28 protein-coding genes, 2 tRNA genes and 2 pseudogenes are annotated in these 22,983 nt (G+C 35.6%); 21 read left to right on the top strand and 11 right to left on the bottom strand.

The window, feature by feature from the left end; genetic code table 11:
• Position 1 precedes the first annotated feature (1 nt).
• Complete coding sequence (gene gins23 / locus SSOP1_RS04025) at positions 2 to 541, top strand: DNA replication protein Gins23 (RefSeq protein WP_009991363.1); 540 nt, start codon at positions 2 to 4, stop codon at positions 539 to 541.
• Positions 528 to 2,588, top strand: a complete 2,061-nt coding sequence (mcm, locus tag SSOP1_RS04030; RefSeq protein WP_009991364.1) for a minichromosome maintenance protein MCM — start codon at positions 528 to 530, stop codon at positions 2,586 to 2,588. Before gins23 ends, mcm begins: the two co-directional genes overlap by 14 nt.
• Here mcm and SSOP1_RS04035 read toward each other — a convergent pair.
• From SSOP1_RS04035 to SSOP1_RS04050, 4 genes are read right to left on the bottom strand one after another with little or no spacing between them, the layout of a single operon-like run.
• A complete protein-coding gene (locus tag SSOP1_RS04035; protein WP_009991365.1) occupies positions 2,585 to 2,803 on the bottom strand; it encodes a hypothetical protein in 219 nt (72 codons plus the stop codon). The two genes, mcm and SSOP1_RS04035, sit on opposite strands and share 4 nt — an antisense overlap.
• 11 nt (positions 2,804 to 2,814) lie before the next feature.
• The gene (locus SSOP1_RS04040) at positions 2,815 to 3,144 is read right to left on the bottom strand and encodes a hypothetical protein (RefSeq protein ID WP_010923067.1); all 330 of its coding nucleotides are present in this window, start codon (positions 3,142 to 3,144) and stop codon (positions 2,815 to 2,817) included.
• A gap of 9 nt (positions 3,145 to 3,153) precedes the next feature.
• Positions 3,154 to 3,654, bottom strand: a complete 501-nt coding sequence (locus SSOP1_RS04045; RefSeq protein WP_010923068.1) for a CDP-2,3-bis-(O-geranylgeranyl)-sn-glycerol synthase — start codon at positions 3,652 to 3,654, stop codon at positions 3,154 to 3,156.
• Positions 3,645 to 4,172, bottom strand: a complete 528-nt coding sequence (locus tag SSOP1_RS04050) for an AAA family ATPase (protein WP_010923069.1) — start codon at positions 4,170 to 4,172, stop codon at positions 3,645 to 3,647. Before SSOP1_RS04050 ends, SSOP1_RS04045 begins: the two co-directional genes overlap by 10 nt.
• 32 nt (positions 4,173 to 4,204) lie before the next feature.
• Between SSOP1_RS04050 and SSOP1_RS04055 the strand changes: the two genes are divergently transcribed.
• Genes SSOP1_RS04055 through tmk form a run of 3 tightly spaced genes read left to right on the top strand, consistent with a single transcriptional unit; the run spans position 4,205 to position 6,374 of the window.
• The gene (locus SSOP1_RS04055) at positions 4,205 to 4,738 is read left to right on the top strand and encodes a hypothetical protein (RefSeq protein WP_010923070.1); all 534 of its coding nucleotides are present in this window, start codon (positions 4,205 to 4,207) and stop codon (positions 4,736 to 4,738) included.
• Entirely contained in the window at positions 4,735 to 5,817 is a 1,083-nt protein-coding gene (locus SSOP1_RS04060; protein ID WP_010923071.1) for a Clp1/GlmU family protein, read from the top strand. The genes SSOP1_RS04055 and SSOP1_RS04060 overlap by 4 nt, the downstream gene beginning before the upstream one ends.
• Positions 5,805 to 6,374, top strand: a complete 570-nt coding sequence (gene tmk / locus SSOP1_RS04065) for a dTMP kinase (protein ID WP_010923072.1) — start codon at positions 5,805 to 5,807, stop codon at positions 6,372 to 6,374. Before SSOP1_RS04060 ends, tmk begins: the two co-directional genes overlap by 13 nt.
• Here tmk and SSOP1_RS04070 read toward each other — a convergent pair.
• Positions 6,352 to 6,708 (bottom strand): Sjogren's syndrome/scleroderma autoantigen 1 family protein, encoded by a 357-nt coding sequence (locus SSOP1_RS04070; protein ID WP_010923073.1) that lies wholly within the window; start codon positions 6,706 to 6,708, stop codon positions 6,352 to 6,354. The genes tmk and SSOP1_RS04070 overlap by 23 nt on opposite strands.
• A 50-nt stretch (positions 6,709 to 6,758) precedes the next feature.
• Here SSOP1_RS04070 and SSOP1_RS04075 point away from each other — a divergent pair, with 50 nt between their 5' ends.
• Together SSOP1_RS04075 and SSOP1_RS04080 are read left to right on the top strand one after the other, a co-directional pair.
• Positions 6,759 to 7,028, top strand: coding sequence for a stationary phase-response protein (locus tag SSOP1_RS04075; RefSeq protein ID WP_010923074.1), 270 nt, complete (start codon positions 6,759 to 6,761; stop codon positions 7,026 to 7,028).
• Positions 7,029 to 7,061: 33 nt separating this feature from the next.
• Positions 7,062 to 7,146, top strand: a tRNA-Leu gene (locus SSOP1_RS04080).
• 312 nt (positions 7,147 to 7,458) lie between these two features.
• Here SSOP1_RS04080 and SSOP1_RS16820 read toward each other — a convergent pair.
• A tRNA-Ser gene (locus SSOP1_RS16820) sits at positions 7,459 to 7,567 on the bottom strand.
• Positions 7,568 to 7,592: 25 nt separating this feature from the next.
• Between SSOP1_RS16820 and SSOP1_RS04085 the strand changes: the two genes are divergently transcribed.
• Positions 7,593 to 8,273, top strand: a complete 681-nt coding sequence (locus SSOP1_RS04085) for an integrase (protein WP_010923075.1) — start codon at positions 7,593 to 7,595, stop codon at positions 8,271 to 8,273.
• 206 nt (positions 8,274 to 8,479) lie between these two features.
• Here SSOP1_RS04085 and SSOP1_RS04090 read toward each other — a convergent pair whose 3' ends face one another.
• Together SSOP1_RS04090 and SSOP1_RS04095 are read right to left on the bottom strand one after the other, a co-directional pair.
• Positions 8,480 to 8,794 carry a DUF4898 domain-containing protein gene (locus tag SSOP1_RS04090; protein ID WP_048054182.1) on the bottom strand — a complete coding sequence of 105 codons (315 nt, stop codon included), beginning with the start codon at positions 8,792 to 8,794 and terminating at the stop codon, positions 8,480 to 8,482.
• Positions 8,795 to 8,843: 49 nt separating this feature from the next.
• Positions 8,844 to 9,329 carry a DUF1286 domain-containing protein gene (locus SSOP1_RS04095; protein WP_048054183.1) on the bottom strand — a complete coding sequence of 162 codons (486 nt, stop codon included), beginning with the start codon at positions 9,327 to 9,329 and terminating at the stop codon, positions 8,844 to 8,846.
• 813 nt (positions 9,330 to 10,142) lie between these two features.
• On the opposite strand from SSOP1_RS04095, the gene SSOP1_RS04100 reads away from it, so the two are divergent.
• The 3 genes from SSOP1_RS04100 (at position 10,143) to SSOP1_RS04110 (ending at position 12,646) form a co-directional block, all read left to right on the top strand.
• Positions 10,143 to 10,787, top strand: a complete 645-nt coding sequence (locus SSOP1_RS04100) for a helix-turn-helix domain-containing protein (protein ID WP_010923078.1) — start codon at positions 10,143 to 10,145, stop codon at positions 10,785 to 10,787.
• A gap of 142 nt (positions 10,788 to 10,929) precedes the next feature.
• Positions 10,930 to 12,330 carry an APC family permease gene (locus tag SSOP1_RS04105; RefSeq protein WP_010923079.1) on the top strand — a complete coding sequence of 467 codons (1,401 nt, stop codon included), beginning with the start codon at positions 10,930 to 10,932 and terminating at the stop codon, positions 12,328 to 12,330.
• A gap of 97 nt (positions 12,331 to 12,427) precedes the next feature.
• Positions 12,428 to 12,646, top strand: coding sequence for a hypothetical protein (locus tag SSOP1_RS04110; RefSeq protein WP_048054184.1), 219 nt, complete (start codon positions 12,428 to 12,430; stop codon positions 12,644 to 12,646).
• Between the two features lie 188 nt (positions 12,647 to 12,834).
• Here the strand turns inward: SSOP1_RS04110 and SSOP1_RS04115 are convergent, their stop codons facing one another.
• Positions 12,835 to 13,800 (bottom strand): ISH3-like element ISC1439A family transposase, encoded by a 966-nt coding sequence (locus SSOP1_RS04115; protein ID WP_010923788.1) that lies wholly within the window; start codon positions 13,798 to 13,800, stop codon positions 12,835 to 12,837.
• Between the two features lie 255 nt (positions 13,801 to 14,055).
• On the opposite strand from SSOP1_RS04115, the gene SSOP1_RS04120 reads away from it, so the two are divergent.
• The 3 genes from SSOP1_RS04120 (at position 14,056) to SSOP1_RS17525 (ending at position 16,851) form a co-directional block, all read left to right on the top strand.
• Positions 14,056 to 15,114 carry an FAD-binding oxidoreductase gene (locus SSOP1_RS04120; RefSeq protein ID WP_010923081.1) on the top strand — a complete coding sequence of 353 codons (1,059 nt, stop codon included), beginning with the start codon at positions 14,056 to 14,058 and terminating at the stop codon, positions 15,112 to 15,114.
• A complete protein-coding gene (locus tag SSOP1_RS04125) occupies positions 15,111 to 16,001 on the top strand; it encodes a DUF1177 domain-containing protein (protein ID WP_010923082.1) in 891 nt (296 codons plus the stop codon). The genes SSOP1_RS04120 and SSOP1_RS04125 overlap by 4 nt, the downstream gene beginning before the upstream one ends.
• Before the next feature lie 295 nt (positions 16,002 to 16,296).
• Positions 16,297 to 16,851 carry a M20/M25/M40 family metallo-hydrolase gene (locus tag SSOP1_RS17525; protein ID WP_010923083.1) on the top strand — a complete coding sequence of 185 codons (555 nt, stop codon included), beginning with the start codon at positions 16,297 to 16,299 and terminating at the stop codon, positions 16,849 to 16,851.
• 249 nt (positions 16,852 to 17,100) lie between these two features.
• Here the strand turns inward: SSOP1_RS17525 and SSOP1_RS04135 are convergent, their stop codons facing one another.
• A complete protein-coding gene (locus tag SSOP1_RS04135) occupies positions 17,101 to 18,165 on the bottom strand; it encodes a glycosyltransferase family 4 protein (RefSeq protein WP_048054185.1) in 1,065 nt (354 codons plus the stop codon).
• A gap of 322 nt (positions 18,166 to 18,487) precedes the next feature.
• Here SSOP1_RS04135 and SSOP1_RS16180 point away from each other — a divergent pair.
• The 4 genes and pseudogenes from SSOP1_RS16180 (at position 18,488) to SSOP1_RS04150 (ending at position 20,044) form a co-directional block, all read left to right on the top strand.
• Positions 18,488 to 18,973 (top strand): annotated as a pseudogene (locus tag SSOP1_RS16180) (IS6 family transposase).
• Positions 18,974 to 19,036: 63 nt separating this feature from the next.
• On the top strand, positions 19,037 to 19,270 hold the full coding sequence (locus SSOP1_RS04140; protein ID WP_158011688.1) for a hypothetical protein: 234 nt from the start codon (positions 19,037 to 19,039) through the stop codon (positions 19,268 to 19,270).
• Positions 19,263 to 19,682, top strand: coding sequence for a hypothetical protein (locus SSOP1_RS04145; RefSeq protein WP_010923085.1), 420 nt, complete (start codon positions 19,263 to 19,265; stop codon positions 19,680 to 19,682). The genes SSOP1_RS04140 and SSOP1_RS04145 overlap by 8 nt, the downstream gene beginning before the upstream one ends.
• A complete protein-coding gene (locus SSOP1_RS04150) occupies positions 19,655 to 20,044 on the top strand; it encodes a hypothetical protein (RefSeq protein ID WP_048054187.1) in 390 nt (129 codons plus the stop codon). Before SSOP1_RS04145 ends, SSOP1_RS04150 begins: the two co-directional genes overlap by 28 nt.
• A gap of 20 nt (positions 20,045 to 20,064) precedes the next feature.
• On the opposite strand, the gene SSOP1_RS04155 is transcribed toward SSOP1_RS04150, so the two are convergent.
• A complete protein-coding gene (locus SSOP1_RS04155) occupies positions 20,065 to 21,168 on the bottom strand; it encodes an RNA-guided endonuclease InsQ/TnpB family protein (protein WP_063492728.1) in 1,104 nt (367 codons plus the stop codon).
• Positions 21,169 to 21,317: 149 nt separating this feature from the next.
• On the opposite strand from SSOP1_RS04155, the pseudogene SSOP1_RS17530 reads away from it, so the two are divergent.
• From SSOP1_RS17530 to SSOP1_RS04175, 3 genes and pseudogenes are all read left to right on the top strand, one after another.
• Positions 21,318 to 21,838 (top strand): annotated as a pseudogene (locus SSOP1_RS17530) (IS200/IS605 family accessory protein TnpB-related protein); the annotation flags it as partial.
• 21 nt (positions 21,839 to 21,859) lie between these two features.
• Complete coding sequence (locus SSOP1_RS04170) at positions 21,860 to 22,558, top strand: hypothetical protein (RefSeq protein WP_010923092.1); 699 nt, start codon at positions 21,860 to 21,862, stop codon at positions 22,556 to 22,558.
• Positions 22,548 to 22,940 carry a type II toxin-antitoxin system VapC family toxin gene (locus SSOP1_RS04175; protein ID WP_010923091.1) on the top strand — a complete coding sequence of 131 codons (393 nt, stop codon included), beginning with the start codon at positions 22,548 to 22,550 and terminating at the stop codon, positions 22,938 to 22,940. The genes SSOP1_RS04170 and SSOP1_RS04175 overlap by 11 nt, the downstream gene beginning before the upstream one ends.
• The last annotated feature ends 43 nt before the right edge of the window (positions 22,941 to 22,983 follow it).

Raw genomic sequence — 22,983 nt, forward strand, 5'->3', positions numbered from 1 at the left:
TATGATCGAAGTAAAACTCAGAGCTATTAAAAGATTGTCAAATGTTTACACTCGCCGAGTTATGATAATAGAGGATTGGAATGGAAGCTCAATAACAACGGGTAACATTGAGTTAGTAAAAGGAAGCGAAAATCAGTTACCACAATGGTTAGCTATTATCTTAGAAGGAAAAAAGGTAGCTAAAATAGAAGATAAAATCTCAATTGAAGATTTAGGAAGAATTCTTTTCCAAGAAAGGCAAAATATGAACACGCCAGCTTCTTTAGTTCCATTAGGTAAGGATTTCACAAGCAGAGTACAACTTTATCTAGAAACCTTAAGGAAAGACAACAATGTTGAGAGTTTAGAAAAACTTAGAAAATCAATAGGCATACTGAATGAAATCATTAAAATAAGACTAAGAAAACTAATCCAACTCGCATTTCTTAACATCGATGATCAGAACTTAATTAATGGAATGACAGAAGAAGAGCTTTTAATCTATAAGACAATAAAACAACTTATTAAGGAATTATATGGTGATATAATTGGAAATTCCTAGTAAACAGATTGACTATAGAGACGTATTTATAGAGTTTCTGACAACTTTCAAGGGTAACAATAATCAAAACAAATATATCGAGAGGATAAACGAGCTAGTAGCGTATAGGAAAAAAAGTCTTATAATAGAATTTTCTGATGTACTTTCGTTCAATGAAAATTTGGCTTATGAGATAATAAATAATACCAAAATTATTCTACCAATTCTGGAAGGTGCATTGTATGATCATATCTTGCAATTGGATCCTACATATCAACGAGATATAGAAAAAGTTCATGTTAGAATTGTAGGAATACCTAGAGTAATAGAACTTAGAAAAATAAGAAGTACCGATATAGGTAAACTAATAACTATTGATGGAATCTTAGTTAAAGTTACTCCGGTAAAAGAGAGAATTTACAAGGCAACTTATAAGCACATTCACCCAGACTGTATGCAGGAGTTTGAGTGGCCAGAAGATGAAGAGATGCCAGAAGTATTAGAAATGCCAACTATATGTCCAAAATGTGGTAAGCCTGGACAGTTCAGACTAATCCCAGAGAAAACAAAGTTAATTGACTGGCAAAAAGCGGTAATCCAGGAGAGACCAGAAGAGGTACCCTCAGGTCAGTTACCTAGGCAGTTGGAAATAATACTTGAAGATGATTTAGTTGATTCTGCGAGACCTGGAGATAGGGTAAAAGTAACGGGAATTTTAGATATAAAACAAGACTCCCCGGTCAAAAGGGGAAGTAGAGCAGTATTTGACATTTATATGAAAGTAAGTAGTATAGAAGTTTCACAAAAAGTATTAGATGAGGTAATCATCTCTGAAGAAGACGAGAAAAAGATTAAAGACTTAGCTAAAGATCCTTGGATACGTGATAGAATCATATCATCGATAGCACCATCTATTTACGGTCACTGGGAACTAAAAGAAGCTCTAGCATTAGCATTATTTGGAGGAGTTCCTAAGGTTCTAGAAGATACGAGAATAAGAGGAGATATTCACATACTGATAATAGGTGATCCCGGTACTGCCAAATCACAAATGCTACAGTTTATCTCAAGAGTAGCCCCAAGGGCAGTTTACACGACCGGTAAAGGATCCACAGCTGCAGGTTTAACAGCTGCTGTAGTAAGAGAAAAGGGAACTGGAGAGTATTACTTAGAAGCTGGTGCGTTAGTACTTGCTGATGGTGGAATAGCAGTTATTGATGAAATAGACAAGATGAGGGATGAAGATAGAGTAGCCATTCATGAGGCAATGGAACAACAGACAGTCTCAATAGCAAAAGCTGGAATAGTAGCTAAATTAAACGCTAGGGCTGCAGTTATAGCTGCAGGGAATCCGAAATTCGGGAGATACATAAGTGAAAGACCAGTGTCTGATAATATCAACCTACCTCCAACAATCTTGTCAAGATTTGACCTAATATTTATACTAAAGGATCAACCAGGTGAACAAGATAGAGAACTTGCGAATTACATATTAGATGTACATTCAGGAAAATCCACAAAAAATATTATAGATATAGATACATTAAGAAAATATATAGCATATGCAAGGAAATACGTTACACCAAAAATTACTAGTGAGGCTAAGAATCTGATTACAGATTTCTTCGTAGAAATGAGGAAGAAAAGCTCAGAAACACCTGATAGCCCAATATTGATAACTCCAAGACAATTAGAGGCTTTAATAAGAATTTCAGAAGCCTATGCCAAGATGGCTCTTAAGGCTGAAGTCACTAGAGAAGATGCAGAAAGAGCAATAAATATCATGAGACTTTTCCTAGAGAGTGTAGGAGTTGATATGGAAAGTGGAAAAATAGATATAGATACAATAATGACTGGTAAACCTAAAAGCGCTAGAGAGAAAATGATGAAAATAATAGAAATAATAGATAGTTTAGCTGTAAGTTCTGAGTGCGCAAAAGTTAAGGACATACTAAAAGAAGCTCAACAAGTAGGCATTGAAAAAAGTAATATAGAAAAATTACTTACAGATATGAGAAAGAGTGGTATAATATATGAAGCAAAACCAGAATGTTACAAAAAAGTCTAGGCTAATTTCTTATATATTGGCAGAGGAGACCACATTACCCATGCTGGTACTTGCTTTATTAATTCGTAAGCTTCCTCCCAACCAGAGAGCCCTAACCTTTTTGATAGTTCTTCTAATGTCATCTGTGTTCTTACGTATTCGTTAAGAACCGCTATCGTATCATCGTTTATCTCCACTTCTCTACCACTTGAGAGCTTTATCTTTAACATTTCCATGGATAATCATCTCATATCCCAAATATAGATTTTACTGCATTAATTCCGTATATAGACCATATGGCTAAAACTAAAATTATAAGCGAAATTAGAATTGACATTGCACCTAAACTATGCTCATTTCTCTCCATGAAGTAAACTCCCAGGAGCAAAAATATTATTATAATAACTCCTAGCGCAAGGTAACCAGCACTATTTAATGCTTGTCCGTTATTTAACGGTGAAATATAATAGGGAAAAGCAATGACTCCCAATATACCAATAATTAAAATAAATATTAGAATCAAAATTACATAGCTATTTATAACCTCGTTGTAAAGTCTGTTATACTTTTTTGGCATGATATTACTTCACCATGGGACATTTTTAATTTTTAGCAAATAAGCAACGTAGTTTGTCCCTTGATGCAAAAAGAAAGCTAATCCACATATGAACAAAAACTGATACCACGTAATATTTACACGCATCAACACAAGTATTAGAGAAGCTCCTAAGACAAAATCTAATTGATCTAAACCTAAAACTCTTCCACCCCTAGGTATACCAAGTCTCCTCTTTATAAAGGCACCAATCATATCCCCTATCATTGCGAATAAGGACTCTAAAAACGATATAAGAGTCCACTCAGCTGTAAAAAATTTAGATATAATAACACCTACTGTAGTACCGAAAGTTAATGCAACAATTAGGCCCTCAAAGGTCTTCCCATCTCCAAATAGTCTCCTCCCATCTACGAAATTCTTACCAAAATCTATTGGAGTCCCCCTTTTAATGAATGGACCACTTCCATTAGCGACAAATGCAGGTAGATATATGAGAATTGATAATAAAAGATCGTATGCTATAGACAACCAATTACACCCCTTTCAGTTATCTTAAATTTACATCTCCTAAGGTTACCTATAATATAAGATTTAGTAATCCTCAAAACATCATCGGAGAACTTTCGCATAAATTTTTCCCCAGCCACCTTATTATTGGCTGATACTTCCCAAACTAATAGAATTTTTACGTTAGACTGGGCGATCGACCTCAAAATAATTAATAGCTTTAAGAAACTATGTACATTCCGTTCATATCTATAAAACGTATTAATTGTGTCAACTACTATAAGACTGGGCTTATATTCCAAAGAATTGATTATTCCATTAAATAGTTCAATATTGCTTTTAACAGAAGCGAAATAAACTCCTTGACCAACCTTAATCTTTTCTAACCTAGCCTCGAAAAGAGAACCTTCAGTCGAGATGAAAACGGAAGTCCTTATTTCCAAGGCCAATTCTAACGAAAGACTAGTCTTTCCTACCCCAGACTCGCCGTATATTGACACCAAATTTCCCCTTTCAAATACAAATGTTGACAAATTCAAAGCTTATAACTCACTAAATAAACATCTTACATGTGAAAATAAAAAATGTAGCAATTATCACTGATTCTCCTAAAGTATATAAGAACATATTAGATGAACTAAAGAGAAGAAATATACAGATTTCTGAGAATGGAGAAGTGAAAATAGTAATAGATTCAGTAAAGGAAAGAAGTGATATTCTTAGATATGTGGGCCGTATAATAGCTATCTCAAGGGGAAAACAAGAATTCAACGAACTACTAATAGGCATAGATACCAATTCACCCTATCTAACTGTTGTTGCACTCATAGATGGAGAATTGATAGAATATAGAAGATCTTATGGACTTCAACCTTTAATTAACGCAATTAGTGAAATCCTAATTACATACCCAGCAAAAAGAAAAATAATAGGAGTAGGTATTGGAAATAAATATGGAAAAGAAATATATAGTGTTCTCTCAATGATCTATGAAAATGTAAAGAGTATAGACGAGAAGTACACAAATGCGAAATCACCCTTTAATCAGATAAAGGATAAAGACATAAGAGCAGCGTATAGTATAGCCTTAAGGGCATCTTCATGAAAAAAGAACAGATAATACAAGGGCCTTGTACAATAAAAGTTTTAGAGGGAGAGGCTAGAATACTCGGAATAGAGATACAGAAAAACGATTTGTTAACAATACCATCAGATAAGACGTATACTCTTGTTTATGATGAAAATACAAGGTTAGAGACGGATTGTAAAAAGCTGTTAGACAATTTAAATTTAAGATGGGATGAAATAGTTGAAGAGATTATAAACACAGTAGGAGTAGTATTGCTTCTAGGAAATGTAGATTCCGGAAAGACTTACTTGACCAATCTATTCACCAATCTTGCCACTTCTTACTTGAAGATTATAGATGCAGATGTTGGGCAATCCACTTTATTTCTACCAACCTTCATAGCAGAATTAAAACCGATGAGAAAAACCCTTAATCTAGAGGAGCTTGGATATGATACTCTAGAATTCTTTGGAGATATAACACCTTCAACGAATCCTAGACTACATGTTCAAAAAATATTGAGACTCTATGAAACAACACCAAAGGAAAGACTAACAGTAATAGATACTGATGGGTGGACTGTTGGACTAAATTCAATGTTACACAAATTCGAATTAATATACACAATTGATCCTGATTATATAATAGTATTTGATCAGAAAATAAAAGATTCATTACCTGAAAATTATAGAAACAAAGCAATTCTTTTAAAAAGTGTAAATCTGCATAAGTCTAGATCTGAAAGAAAAGCAAATAGAATAGCAAAATATGAGAGATATTTTAAGGAAGCAAAAAACATAAAAACCCTATCTGAAAATTTATTAGGAAAACAAATATCAAACATTCTATACTGTGCATGGGGAGAGTATATACAATTATCAGACGAAGAACCATGTACAGACTATTATATACCACTTAATTTACTAAAAGGAGCATTACTAGGCATAATAGAAAATAAGAAAGTCATAGGAGCCGCCCTATTAGATGACCTAAAAGAAAACGAAATAACAATACTAAGTAGAGTAAACAAGTTTACAGGGTTAGTTTTAGGGTATATTAGCTTAAATGATAAATTTGAGGAAAGAAGAATTAGATTTAGAAAATGCAAAAGCTAATTGCAATTGAAGGAATAGATGGGTCAGGCAAAACAACACTTGCGAATCTATTAAAGGAGCATCTAGAATCTAAAATGAAACTGAACGTGATTGTTACGAGAGAGCCATTTTCTGAAGATATAATAAAGTTAATAGAAAAAATTGGCTGGAATGATCCAATCCTATTAGTATTGCTCTTTGCAGCAGACCGAGAAATACACGTTAATTGGCTATCTAAAATAAAGGATGCTGATCTAATAATACTTGATAGATATTATTTCTCCAGCATAGCCTATCAAGGGGCTCTAGGAGTAGATGAGCAATGGATAAAAATGGTGAATTCCTATTTCCCTAAACCAGATATGGTAATATTATTAGACTTACCAATTGAGGTTGCTATCAGTAGAATAAAAAATGATAAATTCAACTTCGAAGAAAAGATTAAAAGCCTTGCAAAAGTTAGGGAAAAATACCTAAAACTTGCAAAAGAATATAATTTCTACGTAGTAGATGCAAGCAAGGATAAGAATGAAGTATTAGAACAAGCAATAAAAATTATTCAGAAGAATTTATTTTAATCTTCCTTAATCGTTCTAATGCATCTAAATACCTTATGATCTGAATTATCCTTTCAGAATCTAATGGATCCTCCTTCATCTTTTTTGCGCTTAAATATAGACCATCAATCAATATACTTTCTATTTCATCTAACTGCAAATTTCTCTTTACGATCTTCTCCTCATCATCACTCTTCACTATATAAACTTTCCCGTGAACTGGACATACAACATCACCATTTTTCAATTTAAATAGCGGCATTTTGCATATAGGACAAGCCTCTTCTAACATTGTAGCGCCTTGACGTAAAAGTTCAGCAGCCTTCTTAACACCTACCTCACTTTCGTTAGTCATAAATAATTCTTAAACTCCCTAATATTAAAAAGTAATAGAGGTGTTTTGACATGTCAATGCCTTATGACAATGAAGCTAAGATAAAACAAGCAGTAATTTTATTACAGAAGATAGTTAATGATACGAGCGTTCCCAGAAACATTAGAAGAGCAGCAACTGATGCAATAAGAAATCTTCAAGACCTTGGTTTAAGTCCTGCAGTAAGGGCTGCAAACGCGATTGGAATTTTGGAAGATATAAGTCAAGATCCTAATATGCCTACTCATGCTAGAATTTCCATCTGGAACGTTGTTTCCATTTTAGAGACAGTAAAGGACTAGCTTTTTTAAATCTCAATTTTTATTTTATAATGCGCGGGGGTGCCCGAGCTAGGTCAAAGGGGGCAGGCTTAGGCCCTGCTGGCGAAGGCCTGCACGGGTTCAAATCCCGTCCCCCGCACTGTTTTTAAACTCAATTAAATTTCATCTATAAGATTAAATGTTTTAGAATATATTGAATGAATACTAATTCTCAGAAATAATATCTAAATATCACTATATTTCAAGAATTAGTAAATAATTATCTCTAGTTGGTTAATTGCTGAAATATTTTACTTTTTTAGACTATAGCTGGAGTTTGCAAAAGCTTATAGCCCGTAATTAACTCCCCAGTTAAACCAATGTTGTAAGTCTTATCACTATAAATAAAACTAAAATTCTTCATTAGCTTTGAAGCAACGGACGTGAACCATTTCACACTTTAAGTGTACGGACCCGCCGGGATTTGAACCCGGGACCACCGGCTCCGAAGGCATAGAGAAGAGCATTTATCGATCTAAAATTGCGTTAGTTGCCAATTTACGCCAATTCGCCACGGAGGGCAATATTAAGTCCTTTTACGAATATTTGATAAAAGAGAGGGGAATTAGTGAGAAAACTGCCAGAGAATATGTTTCCGCCTTAAATAGACCTTATCGTGAAACACGAAATACGCAGAAAGCTTACAGATTATTTGCAAAGTTTCTTATGTCGCGCGGGATAATAAGCGAGAATTTTGCTGAAAAGATATTAAAAATCATAAAAGTAAAAAAAGCGAATGTAGACCTTTATATACCTTCAATTGATGAGGTAAGACAAACATTAGAGATCGCCCGCGAATATAGCGAAAACATCTATTTTATTTATCGTCTCGCTTTGGAATCTGGGGCGAGACTTTCTGAAATTTTGACCGTATTAAGAAACCCTGACAGAGATGTCTGTGAGGACATATGTTATTACCCTCTGTCATGGGAACGTGGATTTAAGCGCAGTTTTTATATTTTTCATATCACACAGCTGAAAAAAATAGATATAACGCAGTGGGCGGTAAGCGATTTTGAAAAAAGGTATGATGTTGTTAAAATTAAATATATTCGCAAATTCGTGGCGACTAAGATGGCTGAATTAGGCATTCAACTAGATATTATCGATTTCATTCAGGGCAGAAAGCCTTCCCGCGTACTTACACAACATTACGTCTCATTGTTAGGCATAGCTAAAGAGAATTATAAGAAATATGCGGAGTGGCTGAAAAACGTTTTGCAATGAAATGAGAAGAAAAAATTAATAACGGTTAAAGATAAGAGTAAATTAGGGGAAAGGGGTCAGCTCCCAAGCCGTTCATCCTGGCTCAGTTCTGGCGTGGCTCATCATTCCCCTTTCCCCGTTTTCTAGTTTTGCAAAATAGGTTTAAAAACTTTTCTGTTTTTATTTTTGTCCTTTTAATATCTCATTAGGAATAATATTTTAAAAGGTTATTTAACTTCCTTCTTCTCTACAACTATTATTAAGAAACTCATAGGGGGTAATTTAGAAGAGACGTAACAAGACACTTCTAAAGGTTCCTTAGCTCTAATTACGCTCTCTTTTATGAATTTTAAATGAAGATCAGACGACACTAATACTAAATACTTAGTACTATCAGGAATAAAAAATCTAAAGAACTTTTCATAACTAGAAATTATTCTAGCGTTAATGAAATAAATAAAATTAATTTGCTCCCGATTTATAACCCTTAATAAATCCTCATCAACATAAGTTTCTAGTTCTTTAGGGCTTAACGATTTCATATAGTATATATCATGTGTGAAGACATTTATTAAGTTTATTATAAATTCTTTAATGGTGTAGTTCCATTGCTGCAAATATCATTATAATTCCTAGTACTATTGCCAATCCGTTAATTAATGAGCTATCATACGAGAAGTGGGCTAATGCTACCCTCTTCCACTTTCCGTTTCTCTTAACGTAAATCCCATTCTCAGTGAAGACGTCTAATAGCATATGTGATGGTCCAACTAAAATCCCATCAATTAACGCTGTCAAAATTTTTGTGTTTAACATACCGTATGCTAAACCTAACACTATTATTACTGGCATTGAGGAAATTAAACCCCAAAAAACACTTCTTGGCAGGGTATGAGTTAGAGGAGTCCTAACCGGAATTTTCCCATACCTTGTACTTATCTCTTTATGCCCCAACCTATCGATAAGGGTATTTCCTAAGACACTTATAATAGCAGATATTATCAAAGAAAAACCGAAAAAAGAACTAGCCAAAGTCAACAACCCAATAGAAAACACAAAATGAGTTTTTAACTTCATACAAGTCTTTTTATTAAATAATATTAGCTTATAAATAGAGAGGTATTCGGTGCTGTTCAACCCTATGCTCATTACTAGTAATCCCGTGATGATGCTGCTGGCCCTGCTAACTGACTTCCTCATGCCCTTTACAGTAGACCCAAAATCACCTCCTTAAGCGTTTCTACTAGATGGAAAAATTCTCTGGATCAATATCCTATTTGAAGATTATTTTGGTGAGGGATACTGAGTGTTATCATTTTGCTCTCTCACGCGTAATGCACCTTCTCCCTCACCTTAAACTTTTTCTCCAAATCTTTCATATTGTTACAAATTTCATTACCCTTCATTAATGCTATATTATTATATCAGGGTTATTTTTTACAATATGATTTTGTGTCTATCGTGAATGGTGAGGCTTTCATTTTTCTGTAAGGTAAGCAAGCATTGCTCCACTTATAGTAATACTATTAGTAAAATAATATTTTTATCGTTAAGTTTCATATGTGACTGTATTACCTAAGGGATATATAAACCAACGTATACTAATTCAATTTTACCTTTCTAATAAATAATATATGTTATATCTTTCTTAGAAAATCAAATGCCAAATTATTTATCATTCTCTTATTTCCAGCATTTAATTGCATATTCCTTCATTTATATTGCATATTTATTATAAAATATATAACATAATACGTCATGAACGGTTATAAATATGATTTTGAGAATTAATTATTACAAAATTTGATATAATATTACTAACATATTTTTATTAACAGTTAATTTATGATCTGTACTTTCAAATCCAATTATAAAATTTAAAGATTTATAATGGGGCTACTATTAGTTGATATAGGAATGAAAAAGCTATATAGCGTAAAGGTTAGAATATTACATAAAGGATGTTGGACTGAAAAAATAAAACAGTACAAGATAAGGACTATTAAGATCTCTCCTTACGGGAGCAAAAGAGTGAAAGTTATAATAGCGTCACCAAGTCATCAGATAATAAAGGACTTAAAGGAGTCAGAAAACGTAAATGAAGTCATTAAATATAGAAAATTAAACGGCGGATATTTAATTGAGTTTTCGGAAGATAAGGATAATACTATAGCTGGAATGCTATTAGAATTTGAAGACAAGATATTGAATTACTCTAACGTCATCAATAAGGGGGTTGAGTTTTGGGACTTCGTTGCTACAAGTAAGGGCGTTATAAATTCTCTTAAGGAGAGGTTTGGAATAGAGGACATCGAAGTTAAGGGGGTGAGTTTAGATAAATTTTTAGGAAACGCGTTAACTGAGAAGGAGGTATTGATCTTAAAGATAGCATTAAATATGGGATACTTTAACTATCCTAGAAATATTAAGGCAAAGGATATAGCTGAAATATTAGGTATTTCTAAACAAGACTTCCTTTATCATCTAAGAAATTCCATTAATAAAATAATTACCTCAATAGATTTAGACAAATAAGCTCTATATAATAATTTCTTTAAGGGAGTTTAAAATATTTTAAAAACTTCTCCTTTAACAGTGTATAATGAAAGATCGTAAAATCTTATCGTTACGAAATGTAAAGAAAAATAGATAGTTTTGTTTATTAATATATTTAAACATGGACGAAAAAAGAGAGCTAAAAAGAGAAGTATTGGGAACATGGCTAGTCGCGAGTTATGGAATAGCCGCTAACGCACCTATAGCTGTAGCGACACTATATTTTGTTGGTATTGCAGGTTTAGCTGGAGGTTCAATGCCATTGGTTACAGTTCTCTCATATTTGATCTACGCCACAACGCTCCTAGTGGTTTACGAGTGGAGTAAAGATATTGCAGCATCCTACGGTTATCTCGCTATGATTAAGAAGGGATTGAATAGTAGCTTAGCAGCTTTCACTGTAGGGTACGGTTATATATATCAATATTTAGTTGCGGGAGCAGCAGGTTTCGGAGTATTAGGGGTAACTTCTTTCCTCTATCTCGTATCCCCTTCCATAGCCTCTAGTATGCCTTGGTTATGGGCTGTAATATCAGTAATCGTAACATTAGAAACTACGTTAATTATGTGGCTTGGCGTTAAACCTGGAGGTATGTTAAATCTCATAGTGGGCTTAATATCTATAGTATACCTAATAATTACTTCCATAGCCCTTATCATTATAGCCGGAGATAAGAACACCTTAGCACCCTTTACAGCACAGCCGGTTAACGGAAATTGGGTGTTAATATTAACTTCAATGATATTCGGAATTACTACTTTTGGAGGTGCTACTACACCAGTAGGAGTTGCTGAAGAGGCGAAGGTACCTAAGAAAACTCTACCTAAAGCCTTATTATTGGAATTCTTACTGTTGGGAGTAGGGCTAATATTGAACGCTTACGCTCAAACCGTAGTCTACGGTGTAAATAATATGTTCAATTACGCTAATCTTCCAGATCCCATGGTGATAATATACAGTAAATATTTCAGTACCATTACAGTGTTAATACTAATAGTTTTAGTAGCGTTCATGTTCAACTCTTCCACCATAGCTTTTGCTACGAGTGGAAGTAGAATGATTTACGGAATGGCAAGAGATGGAGTACTATATCCTAAGATTTTCACTAAGATAAATAAGTACGGGGTACCAGGTAACGCCATTCTGTTAACCGGTATAATTACGGGAGCCCTCAGTTTGATAAGCGGATATATATTAGGACCTTTAGAGGCTAGCATATTTCTGATAACTTTCGGCTCTTTTTACGTGTCATTGGGCCATCTATTTGCCGCAATAGCGTTAATTAGGCATAAGGTTAAGGTGAGAATGATTAATATCGTTAAACACGTTTTAGTACCTATAGTTTCCTCAATTGCTTATATTCTTACAATTTACTTCGGTACTTATCCCGCTCCAGCTTTCCCACTAAATATAGCGGTTTATGCGGCGTGGGCTGTACTCTTAATACACGTGATTCTATACTATATATTAAAATCTAGGAATCCAGAGGCCATTAAGAAGTTAGGAGATTTCAGTCTGTGATAAAATTTTAATTTCCTTTTTCATGCTTGATTTACACTTCCTTTTTTATTACTTAGTTAAAGGCTATACTTTAATATGGAAATGCGTTATCTAACTTATGGAGCTTAACCTGATTAAAAGGTTTGAAAAAGAGTTCGGTGACAGATTTACAACTGATGAAAGAATTATAGAGGAGAAGTCGAAAGCCCCTTATTTGGTCTCTCCCATTCTCTCGAAAATGGGCAAGAAGGCATTGGGCGTTTTGTTTGCGAAAGACGAGGAGGATGTTTTAAATATATTGAAATTCAGTGGTGTTTCACCAAATTATTTCATTTGAAAGATATAATATTAGTCCTTTCAAAAAGAGATTGATATAGAGAAAAACAATAAAATTATTATGAAACATAACATGTTAAGGTAATTTGCAAAAAATATAGCGTACAATTCTAATAATAAGAGGAGAATTCTGAATTTTTCTCACGTGGTGAAAACGACGTGCATAGTCTCCTCTGAACACCGAGAAAGTTAGAGAAGCTTGACGAATGAATCGAAGGACAAAACCTTCTTACACGTGGACTTGAAGTTAAAGAGAAGATGATTCACTAGATTCCACGCAGAATCCAGAACCGTGTAATAGAGGAACAAGAAGATCTTATTACTCAACTTCCTAACATACCTTATCCTTGCCTTCCTAACCTTGAAACCCTCCTCAACCTGCCACCTCAACCTATAGAGTTCAGCCAGTTCATAGGGATCTCCCTCGAAGTTCGTCACGAACATAAAGTGCCTCGGCTTTCCCTTAACGTAAACCACATCGTAATAATAAAGCCCTTCAAATTCCAAGACCCTATACGCAACGTAAACCTTGTCCTTAACCTCGTATCTCTTCTCAACTAATGGAACGTTAGATAGTTCCTTGAATCCCTTCAAGTTCGACTTCCCTCTCACAATGGTCTTCACGGGCATTTCCTTGATGACCCCTAGGTTCAAGAATCCGGCGTCAGCTACAACGTAATCTATTTCCATGTATTGGCTTACTTCCCTCACGCTCCTGAGTAGGAACTGTGATGGACTGTCGCTTCTCAAATCTGCTACCTCCACTAGGAGGGGTAACCTTAAGGGATATACGAGGTCCAAGGATCTCATCTTTACTCCTTTTCTCTTCCAGTTGTAGAGTAGAAAGCCCTCTGCTTTTTCTTGTTCCTTTTCTCCCACGGTTAATCCGGTCTCATCTACAGCGACTACGTTGATCTCTCCCTTTACTTCTCTGTAGATTGGGTAGAACTTGAAGGTTCTCTGACCTTTACTAATTACTTTCTCGCCTCGTCTTACTACCTTCAAGTAGTATTTTCCTCTGTTTCCGGTTAGCAAGGATGGTGCTGCTTTCACTATTTCCGGGTCTAGATCTTGAGAGATAACGTTAATATTGTTTGTTGCTAAATTTATAGCGAGGGACTTCAGCTCCGTTTTGGATACTTGTATGGTTTGCATAACGGAGTTATGGAGTCCCTCGCTTTAACCTTTTCTTGTTCATCTCGTCCTTCCACCTACTTTCCTCTATTGATAATACTAGACAAATGGTATTACTCTTTATATATAAACTCGTTTTCTGTTAGTTTCTTCAACAAATATGAAAATTTTTTGCTTCTTGTGTTGAAATAAGCCGATTTTTCTAACTCCGCTCTGATATTTTTCTCTTCCATAGAAATTGTATCATTTTGAGTAAAATTGGTGAAACACCACTGATTGAAATTATGTGATGAGTATAGAATTCCATTAGTGCCAAGAGGTGCGGGGACTTCTACTATAGGGCAAGTCCTTCCTATTTACTCCTCAATTATATTAGACATGAATGATATGAAGGAGGTTATAGAGATTGATGACAAATGGGTTAAGGTCACTCCCAGCGTGAAGATTTTAAGGACTTTAGATTACTTAAGGAGAAGGGGGAAGGAGTTAAGGGTTTACCCTAGTAGTTTTTACATCGCGACATTAGGGGGATACATAGCCGGAGGAGATGTTGGTATTGGATCCTTCCAGTACGGTTATCATTTCGATAATAACGGTATTAATTCCGTGAGAGTTTTAGGAGTCACCGGTAAGTATACTTTAAATGGAAAGGACACTTTAGCAGTGGCTCAAGCAGCAGGTACTACTGGAGTTATAACTGAGGCGGAATTGGCGATAATAGACTATGAAGACTGGAAAGATCAATTAATAAGGTTAAATGATTTAGAAGAGGTAGTGAAGATTTTAAAGAAGTTAGGAGAGTTTAGGAGTAAAATTAGGAGAATCACAGTAGAGGATTATGAGGCATTATCCTTAGTTGGGAAGGATAGGTTAGATAAAGTAGGGAAGTGGAACGTTATAGTAGCGAGTACTTTAAGCTTCGGAGAGGAGGTTAATTTGAGGTTTTTAGATGAGTTAGCTTTCGCTGCTATTTACGTTACGATGAGTAAGCTGACTAAATTTAAGGATTACTTTTACGAGGTTAGGTTGCTTTCTTTGGATAGCTTTCTGAGGGTTGTTAAACAAGTTAAAGAAGCTCTAAACTCTAACGTTTTAATACACGGTGATGTAATGACTTTAAGAGGTGAAATAATAATTTATACTGTATTTATTTCTGATAAATCAAATTTTGAAATAATAGACTCGATAATGCTAAAGGAAGGGATACCGTTTGAAATACACTCAATAGAGGTAAACGATAGGGTTGATGAGGAATATAGACTTGAATTAATGAAGAAATACAAGCGAATTATGGATCCACATAATATTCTGAATCCAGGGAAGTTGAGACTATGATGCTTAAATCATTAATTGATGCTATAGAAATACTCGAATCTAAGGACCCTTTAAATCTACTGAGAAGTAAATTAAAGGGTGTGGAGTACGAAGAAAAGAAAATAGGAGAAGTAACTTTCGTAAAGGTATATTACGGGAGTGGGGGAAGGGAAAAGGTTGAGATTTTAGGTAGATTAGGAGCAATTCAGATGCAAAACGCAAGCAAAGGATTGGTTTCAGATGCCGATGGTGCGATAGTAACATTAGCTGTACTTCTAGAGCTCTTAAACCTTAAGGAGAAGGGAATAGCTTTAGACTTAGACGTATCTTTCGTAACGAATATTTCACTTAACGCTAAGCTAATTCCCCATCAACCATTTAACTTTATGGTACCTCTTATAGGATTAGATGAGGCGTTAAAGGAAGAAGTAGACCCTAAGGCTGGCCTAATCCTTTCTATAGATTCAACTAAGGGAAATAGATTAGCTAAGTTTGATGACTTCGCTCTTACACACGTAATTAAGGACGGTTATATATTGAAATTAAAAGATGAGGTAATAGACATTTATAATAGAGTAACTGGACATGAAGTGTATTTAGTTTCTTTAACTACGGGCGATCTAACTCCATTAGATTTCAATGTTTACCATATAAGTACTTTAATTTCCCCTTGGCTGTATACGGATTCACCAATAATCGGCATAGCTACTGTTTCTAAGCAGATGATTCCTGGTTACGTTACGGGGGTTCAAGACATAGAAATGTTAGAACACGCTTCTAGATTCTGCCTAGAAATGCTAAAATACGTTGAAGGTGGAGGTAAGGTCTATGACGAGAACGAGTTAAAAGAATTAAAGGAGAAGTTAGGAGAATCTAACCTACAGAGGGTAAAGAAATGGAAAACGTAATTAAGATATTATCGGAATTGGTATCTTTTAAAACATATAACTCTCCTGGAAAAGATTACGATAAAATAGCTTACTATCTAAGGGATCTATTTGAAAGTATAGTTTTTCTGTTGAGTTAATTGAAATACCAGAGGAATATTTAGATAGAAATTATATTTATTCTCCAAGACATAAAGGAAATAAAAGGATAATAGTTTTAGCTAAAAATAATGATGAGCCTTTAATTCACTTCAACGCTCATTACGATGTTGTTCCCGCAGGTAACGGATAGTTAACAGATCCCTATAAACTGAAATTGGTAGGTGATAAGGCTTATGGAAAAGGAGTATCGGACATGAAGGGAGGAGTAGTTAGTATGTATTTAGCCTTAAGTGAAACTAAAAGACCAGTGGAAATTTCACTGGTCCCAGATGAGGAGAGCGGAGGTATAGGTACTAAATATTTAACTGAAGTGAGGAAAATAAGAGCTAAATACGTAATCATAGGTGATCCTAGCTTCCCTAATATATACATAGGGCATTTGGGAATAATAAGGGGTGTTATTAGGCTTATTGAGAAACAAGCTCACGCAAGCAAGACTAAAGAAGGAGAAAATGCTTTCATAAATGGGGCAAAATTAGCTTTAGAAATACAGAAAATTTATGGTGTTAAAGAAGTATCGTTAAATCTAGGCGGATATACGATCAACTCTTCAGATAATGATGGCGTAGTTCCGGGGGAGTTTGTTTTCAGTTTCTACAGAAGTACTTTACAGAAAAATGAAAGCCTCGCCATTCACGGTAGACTCAAAATCACCTCCTTAAGCGTTTCTACTAGATGGAAAAATTCTCTGGATCAATATCCTATTTGAAGATTATTTTGGGAGGAGGTTGTATTATAATCTTGCTTCATCATGTAGTAATGCACCTTCTCCCTCACCTTAAACCTTTCTCCAATTTATTAAATCTTTCATATTGTTACAAATTTCTTATCTTTATGAATAATACATTATTATATCAAGGTTATTTTTTGTAATACGATTTTTGGGTCTACCATAAAGTGCGAGGCATTCATTTTTCTGTAAAATAGTTATCACGTTAAATTCAATAAAACCGTGGAGTTAAACTAACTTTTCCATAATTTCCGTTAACTTATTTGCGTGGTTTCTCCAAGAGTATTTCTTACTTGTTTCTAAAGCGTTAATTGAAAGGCTTCTTCTAAGCTTGTGATTCTCCAAAACCTCGTTTATTCTGTCTACAGCCTCCTTCCAATCTTTTACCACATAACCGTTTTCCCCTTCAATTACGAATTCCTTTCCTCCTAATCCGTCATTTGCTATTACAGCCGTACCATTACATAGAGACTCTAAGACAGCCATACCTGGTCCTCTTTCATTAAATCCAAAGCGTATAGTTAAGGACGCTTTTTTATAAAGTTCCCTCAGTTTATCTTCACTAATATTGCCAGTTACTATAACTTCTGGGTATTTTCTTTTAAACTCCTCCATAGTATCCCTTCTTGCCCAAGATCCCGCCATTATTAGCTTTCCCTTTATTCTTTTAGCTATCTCGCCGTAAATTTCTGGTTTCCTCCCCTCATCCCACATTGACACCGTTAGAACGAAATTTTCCTTGTCTTCTTCAATCTTATCTATTGGATAACAACCTGGATATAACACTTCAGCTTTTATACCTTTATCCTCTAGGATTCTTTTGTTCCATTGTGAATTTGTAAGAACGATTTTAGCGTCTTCCAGTACTTTTCTTTCCATTACTTTAGGTATTAAATATTTAATACCCTTTAAAGTTAAAGAAGTTTCATGAAGGTATATAGCGTAATCTTCTCCATCAAATACCTTACGTAAATAACCAGTAATCCCAGCAAATTGATCGTGAAACAGTGCGGGACCCTTAATAATTCTAGACGCCTTAACTATAAGATCTAAATCCACAGTTGCCTCATCACCCCTATTTTTAGCGTAAATTTCCGTTATCCTCCTAAAGAGAGGTGTGAGAAATCCTTTCTCTCCTTTCCTTCTCAAGAATTCAACGTATATTCCACTGAGATCGTAATTGTAGAAGGATTCTCTATATACTAATAATTTAGCCTTAGCGTTCCTAGCCTGTTCCACTGCAATTCTGGCAACTCCTCCATTCCATAAAACTCTTAAAGCGATGGTAAACATCACATATTATCTAAAAAAGGGCGTAAATATAAAAGTTAACCTAACTTTCTCCCGTTTGTCCTTACACTTTCATTTCACTCATTTTATTAAGTGTAGGGACTTAGCCCTCAACCACCTTTTAGGTGGGTCATGGGAGCCCAACAGCACGGGGCTCACATCTCTATAATTTGGGCATAGCCCACATCGGTGTGAGAGATCATCTTTTTATCAACAAAAGCATTATAAACTAATATAAAAAGTTTTCTATTAACATGAAGAGTGTGTCCAATTATTTTTGTTTTTTGTATAAAATTTTAGTAGGGCGGTGAGATGGTAATATAATATGAGAAGCAAGTTGGAACGCCTCATCGCCCTTAAGTTATGTTTTTCATTAAACATTTCCCCTCGTACTAGGGATGAAGTTGCAAGAGTTTTATCAGCCTGTTGAGGAGGGTCGAGGCATTATTTCACGTATTGTGTCGGAGGAAGTTGGGCGAGTACCCTCACCCTATGCTTTTGATGAGAATTAGGGTAGTCAATAACTCAGTTTATTGGGTCGTGAGGGATTTAAACACGGTATTTGTGGTCTGAGACTAGGATTAAACTTTGAGGGATTAAGCTTGACTGGTAAAATACTTCACGACGGTGGACCTTGGTATACTTTCTGCTTTTGGTGCAAAGCATGAGACATTCAGTGAACTTGGTAGAACAAGCAGAAGTTTGAAGTTAAGGCTTGCAAATTGGTAAACACTTCCTACACAACGCTTCAATAATGAGGTGGATTAAGACGTTCTTTACTTTATACAACCTATTACAACAAGGTGAATAAAATTGTTGGACACACTCGCTGAGTAGTACAAAAATTTATTAAAACGTAGGCTTAAAATAACGTATGGAAAGTCGCAACGTGGTTCTAAACTTTAACTCTGTGAGTAATGCTCAAACCCCTTACACTACTTACTCCTTCTCTTCCTCAAATACAATTGTTATTGATAACAAATCTGGCATCATAATAAGGTTCAAGCCTCACTGGACAAGAGTGGAGTACCACGAAGGAAAGGTAATTATTTACCGAGACGAAGACGGAAGCGTAAGTATCGTCGAGGTAGAATACGAAGATGAGTGAGGCCGTTTATACATTTGACGTGACTCTAATTAAACCTACCGTGTTCAAGTTCACAATTGGGGAGGAAATAGTCACCGTAATGCTTTATCTCATCCCTCAAGCTGTTATAATTTCAGAAAAAGAAGAAGAAGGAAAGAAACTTCCCTCAGTAGTATCGATGGGCACCCTCACTGTAGTGTCTAATAAGCCAAAAATGGGTGAGTTATGCTCTGCAGATAAGTTCTCAAGGCACACGCCTTTTATTCCAAAAATAGAAATTGTGAGCAATGGAGTGACTGAGGTTAAAGTTAACTATATGAAGATTAAGATTAGCGCAAAAGTCACTAACGTTAACGTTTACCCAGATTTGAGAGATAGTTTGGGAAACCCGTGTGTGAACGTTTCATGGATTCAATTGATAAGTGTAGAATAGAGTGCAAATTCGTTGAGAACAAGGATAAAAGGGAGTTTCTTGCTGAAAGGCTTAACAATCTCACGAGGTATTTAGAGAGAATATGCAGGGCTCTAAACGACGTCTGTAAAAATTCGGCAACAGTGTCTTGTTACCAGTGCTTTGACGAGGTAAACAAGGCTTATAATACTGCCGTCTGTGAGGATTCGTGCAAGGGGAAAAGTAGGTTATCGTTTTGCTTCTTACTGAGTGAGGGGCTAATACTTAATGTTATAGCAGAAGACGAAGGAGGATGCAGAACAATAATTACTTTTTACCCCATTAATAGAGACCGTGAAAGGACTATAGAAAAGAAGTGCGATAAAATATTCAACCAGGTTTAAACGAGAGACTATAAGTGAAGTCAATCGAGAGAAACCATCAACTTACGATAAGACCACATGTTCACTGTAAACTTATTACCCTTCTCCTGCACAATGTTAAATGGATAACCTAGATAAATTGTTGACACTCCTAGTTCGTGGAGTGTTTCAATAAGGTGAGAAGCTAAGTTACGATATAGATGAGTGAGCCTCCTAGTTAGTTTCTTAAAAAACCTCCTCTTTTCCCTCAACAATTCTAGGTACGCATCATATTCACCAATGTTTCTGGTTCTGTCAGCTAACGATTGCACTTCTGAAATCCTTCTTTGGAAGTAAAAGTAGTCCTCCTTTGTTCTAACACCCTTATACAACAACCAAGTTCCGTCGTTAACTACTACACTAGCTATTACGTTGATGCCTAGATCGATTGAAGTTACTTTGTTTCCCTTTGGTTTGGAAATCTGGATGGACTTTCTCTCACCCTTGACGACGTGCTTACTCTTCTTTCCAGTTTCCTCAACACCTACTTCAATTGGTATGTGAGCATACCAAGCGTTCTTGGTCTCGTCAAAAATTATTTCTAATCTACCTTGTTTACCATACCATTTGAGTCTACCGACAAAGTCTATCTCCATGTTAAAGTCCTTGTGATTTCCAGCATCTACCTTGTAACGATCTTGTCTAACAACTAGTATTTGCTTTCTTTTCCCTGCTTCTCTGTCCTTCCAGTATCTAGGCGGAGAAACGCGGTTCATGTGTGGTGGTAGTTTTCTTTCCTTCTTCAGTTTTAACAAGGAGAAGAAGGATGACCACGCTTCATTATTCTTCTGAAGGACAGCTTGAGCATTAACACCCAGTATAGTCTTGTACTTCTCGTAGTATTTGTTCCACGTTCCCTTAAAGTCTACTTTCCCTTCGTGAAAGAATTGTTGCCTCCTTTCGAAGTTAACTTCGTTGAAGAGCTTTGCAGAGAGATTAGCTAACCTCCTCAGCTTTCTTTCTTGAAAACCATTTGGAAGAAGACGTACTACATTGGTTCTTCGATTTGAGTATTTAACTTCGTAGACACCCTCCTCTGGCATTGCGGGAGTAGGAGTCGGCTCCCGCTCCTCATCCCCTAAGAGTTGACCAGAGGAGGGTGCCATAACTACTCGTTATTGCTGAAGTTTAAATAGCTTTACCCTGCCCCTAGAAGGGGCGAGGTTTTTCCTTTTTAATAAGAAGATTGTTATAGAGTCAAATGTTCAAGAGAATATTAGTAGGATTTGATGGTTCTAAGGAATCTTTAAAGGCGTTAAATTTAGCTCACCACTTCAAGTCATTAGCTGAGAATTTGCAAAAGAAGTATCCTAGAAGGATTCTACACAGAATTAGTTCTTTTCATCAAAAGGCTAAACGAATTATGGAAGACTTCTCTAGGAAAGTGGGTTGTTGAGATTGCTGAGAAATTGGGTGCCAACGTTATAAAGTTGGAGGACTTGAAGAACCTCATTAAGAACGTTAATAAACTGCCAGCTGAGTTTCACGATAAACTCTATTTGATGCAATATCGTCGTATTCAGTATTGGATAGAATGGCAGGCTAAGAAGCACGGAATGATTGTTAAATATGTTAATCCATAGGTACTCTTCCGTCTCTTGTCCAAAGTGTGGTAAGAAGATGGTTGAGATTGCTTTTCGCTGCCCCTCGTTTGATCGTGACGTCGTTGCTATCACGAATTTAAACAAGGGTGGTTCTCTGGACCACCCGACTGCCCACCAGATGAGGGATGCCGACAGTTTTCGACAAACTATGAAGTTTAAATACTTTGCGTAATTATATTATTAAGGATACGTTATGCAGGTTGTAGAATATTCGATATCAACATATCTACCCAGAGACGTAGTTTACTTTGACGGAACCTCCGTTACGTTACCTCACGAATATGTAATAAAGGAAGGTAATTTAAGACTGTTTGTTCCAAAAAATAAGATTAATGATGTAGTTAATGCTTTAAAGAGTGCAGGGTTTAAAGGTGAGAAATACTCTTTATCGACAAAGTTTTTCAACATCTGGGAACTTCACGTCAGAATATATGATGATGGCTTTATTGACGCTCATTTTGAAGTCAGTAGGGACTATCTTGAACACTTGACGTATCCCACAATCCCTTCAATTTATGAAGTATTTGAAATCTACAGAACAGTTTATGATAAATTACACATCTTTGACAACGGTGCTAAGAAATGGATTAAAGAAGTAAAGACGCACTACTTTGTAACCTTAAACCCACCCAGATCAATAACAGCTTTGCAGCCAATAACAGTCAGTGTAGGAGCTTTAAGTGCAATTGGAATCTTAGCTTATCTTCTCTCGAGACTAGATAAGGGAGAGGATAATATTAGGGAAGTTGTAGAAAAAGCCTTGGATGAGGCAATAAAGGAGAAGGAAAAAGAAAGGCTTAGAGAAACTGCGCTAAAAATTAAGGAACTTATGAAAGACGTGAACGAGGAAGAATGGGCAACAGTCATAAGGGAAAATAGGAATGAAAGGTAACGGGTTTTTATTCGACGCTTCAGCTTTATACCCACTTTTAGACTACATCGACAAGATTGACGTCAAGAAAATTTATATACTTACCTTGACTTTTTACGAGGTAGGAAACGCGATATGGAAAGAGTATTATATACACAAGAAGGTAAAGGACCCAATAACCCTTTCTATGCTTTTTAACGATTTACTTAGGCGCTTTAACGTAGTAGAAGACCCACCTTTAGATAAGGTAATGAAGGTCGCTATAGACAAGGGTTTAACTTATTATGATGCGTCTTACGTATACGTTGCTGAGTCTTTAGGCCTCACTCTAGTATCTAACAATCGTGAGTTGATAAGAAAGGCCAACGCTATTACATTAGAGGAGTTGATAAAAGGGGTTTAATGGGAGCTAACAACAGCAGCATTAAGTGAGATCATCAGTAACC

The sequence above is a fragment of the Saccharolobus solfataricus genome, assembly GCF_900079115.1.
Classification (GTDB): Archaea; Thermoproteota; Thermoprotei_A; order Sulfolobales; family Sulfolobaceae; genus Saccharolobus; species Saccharolobus solfataricus.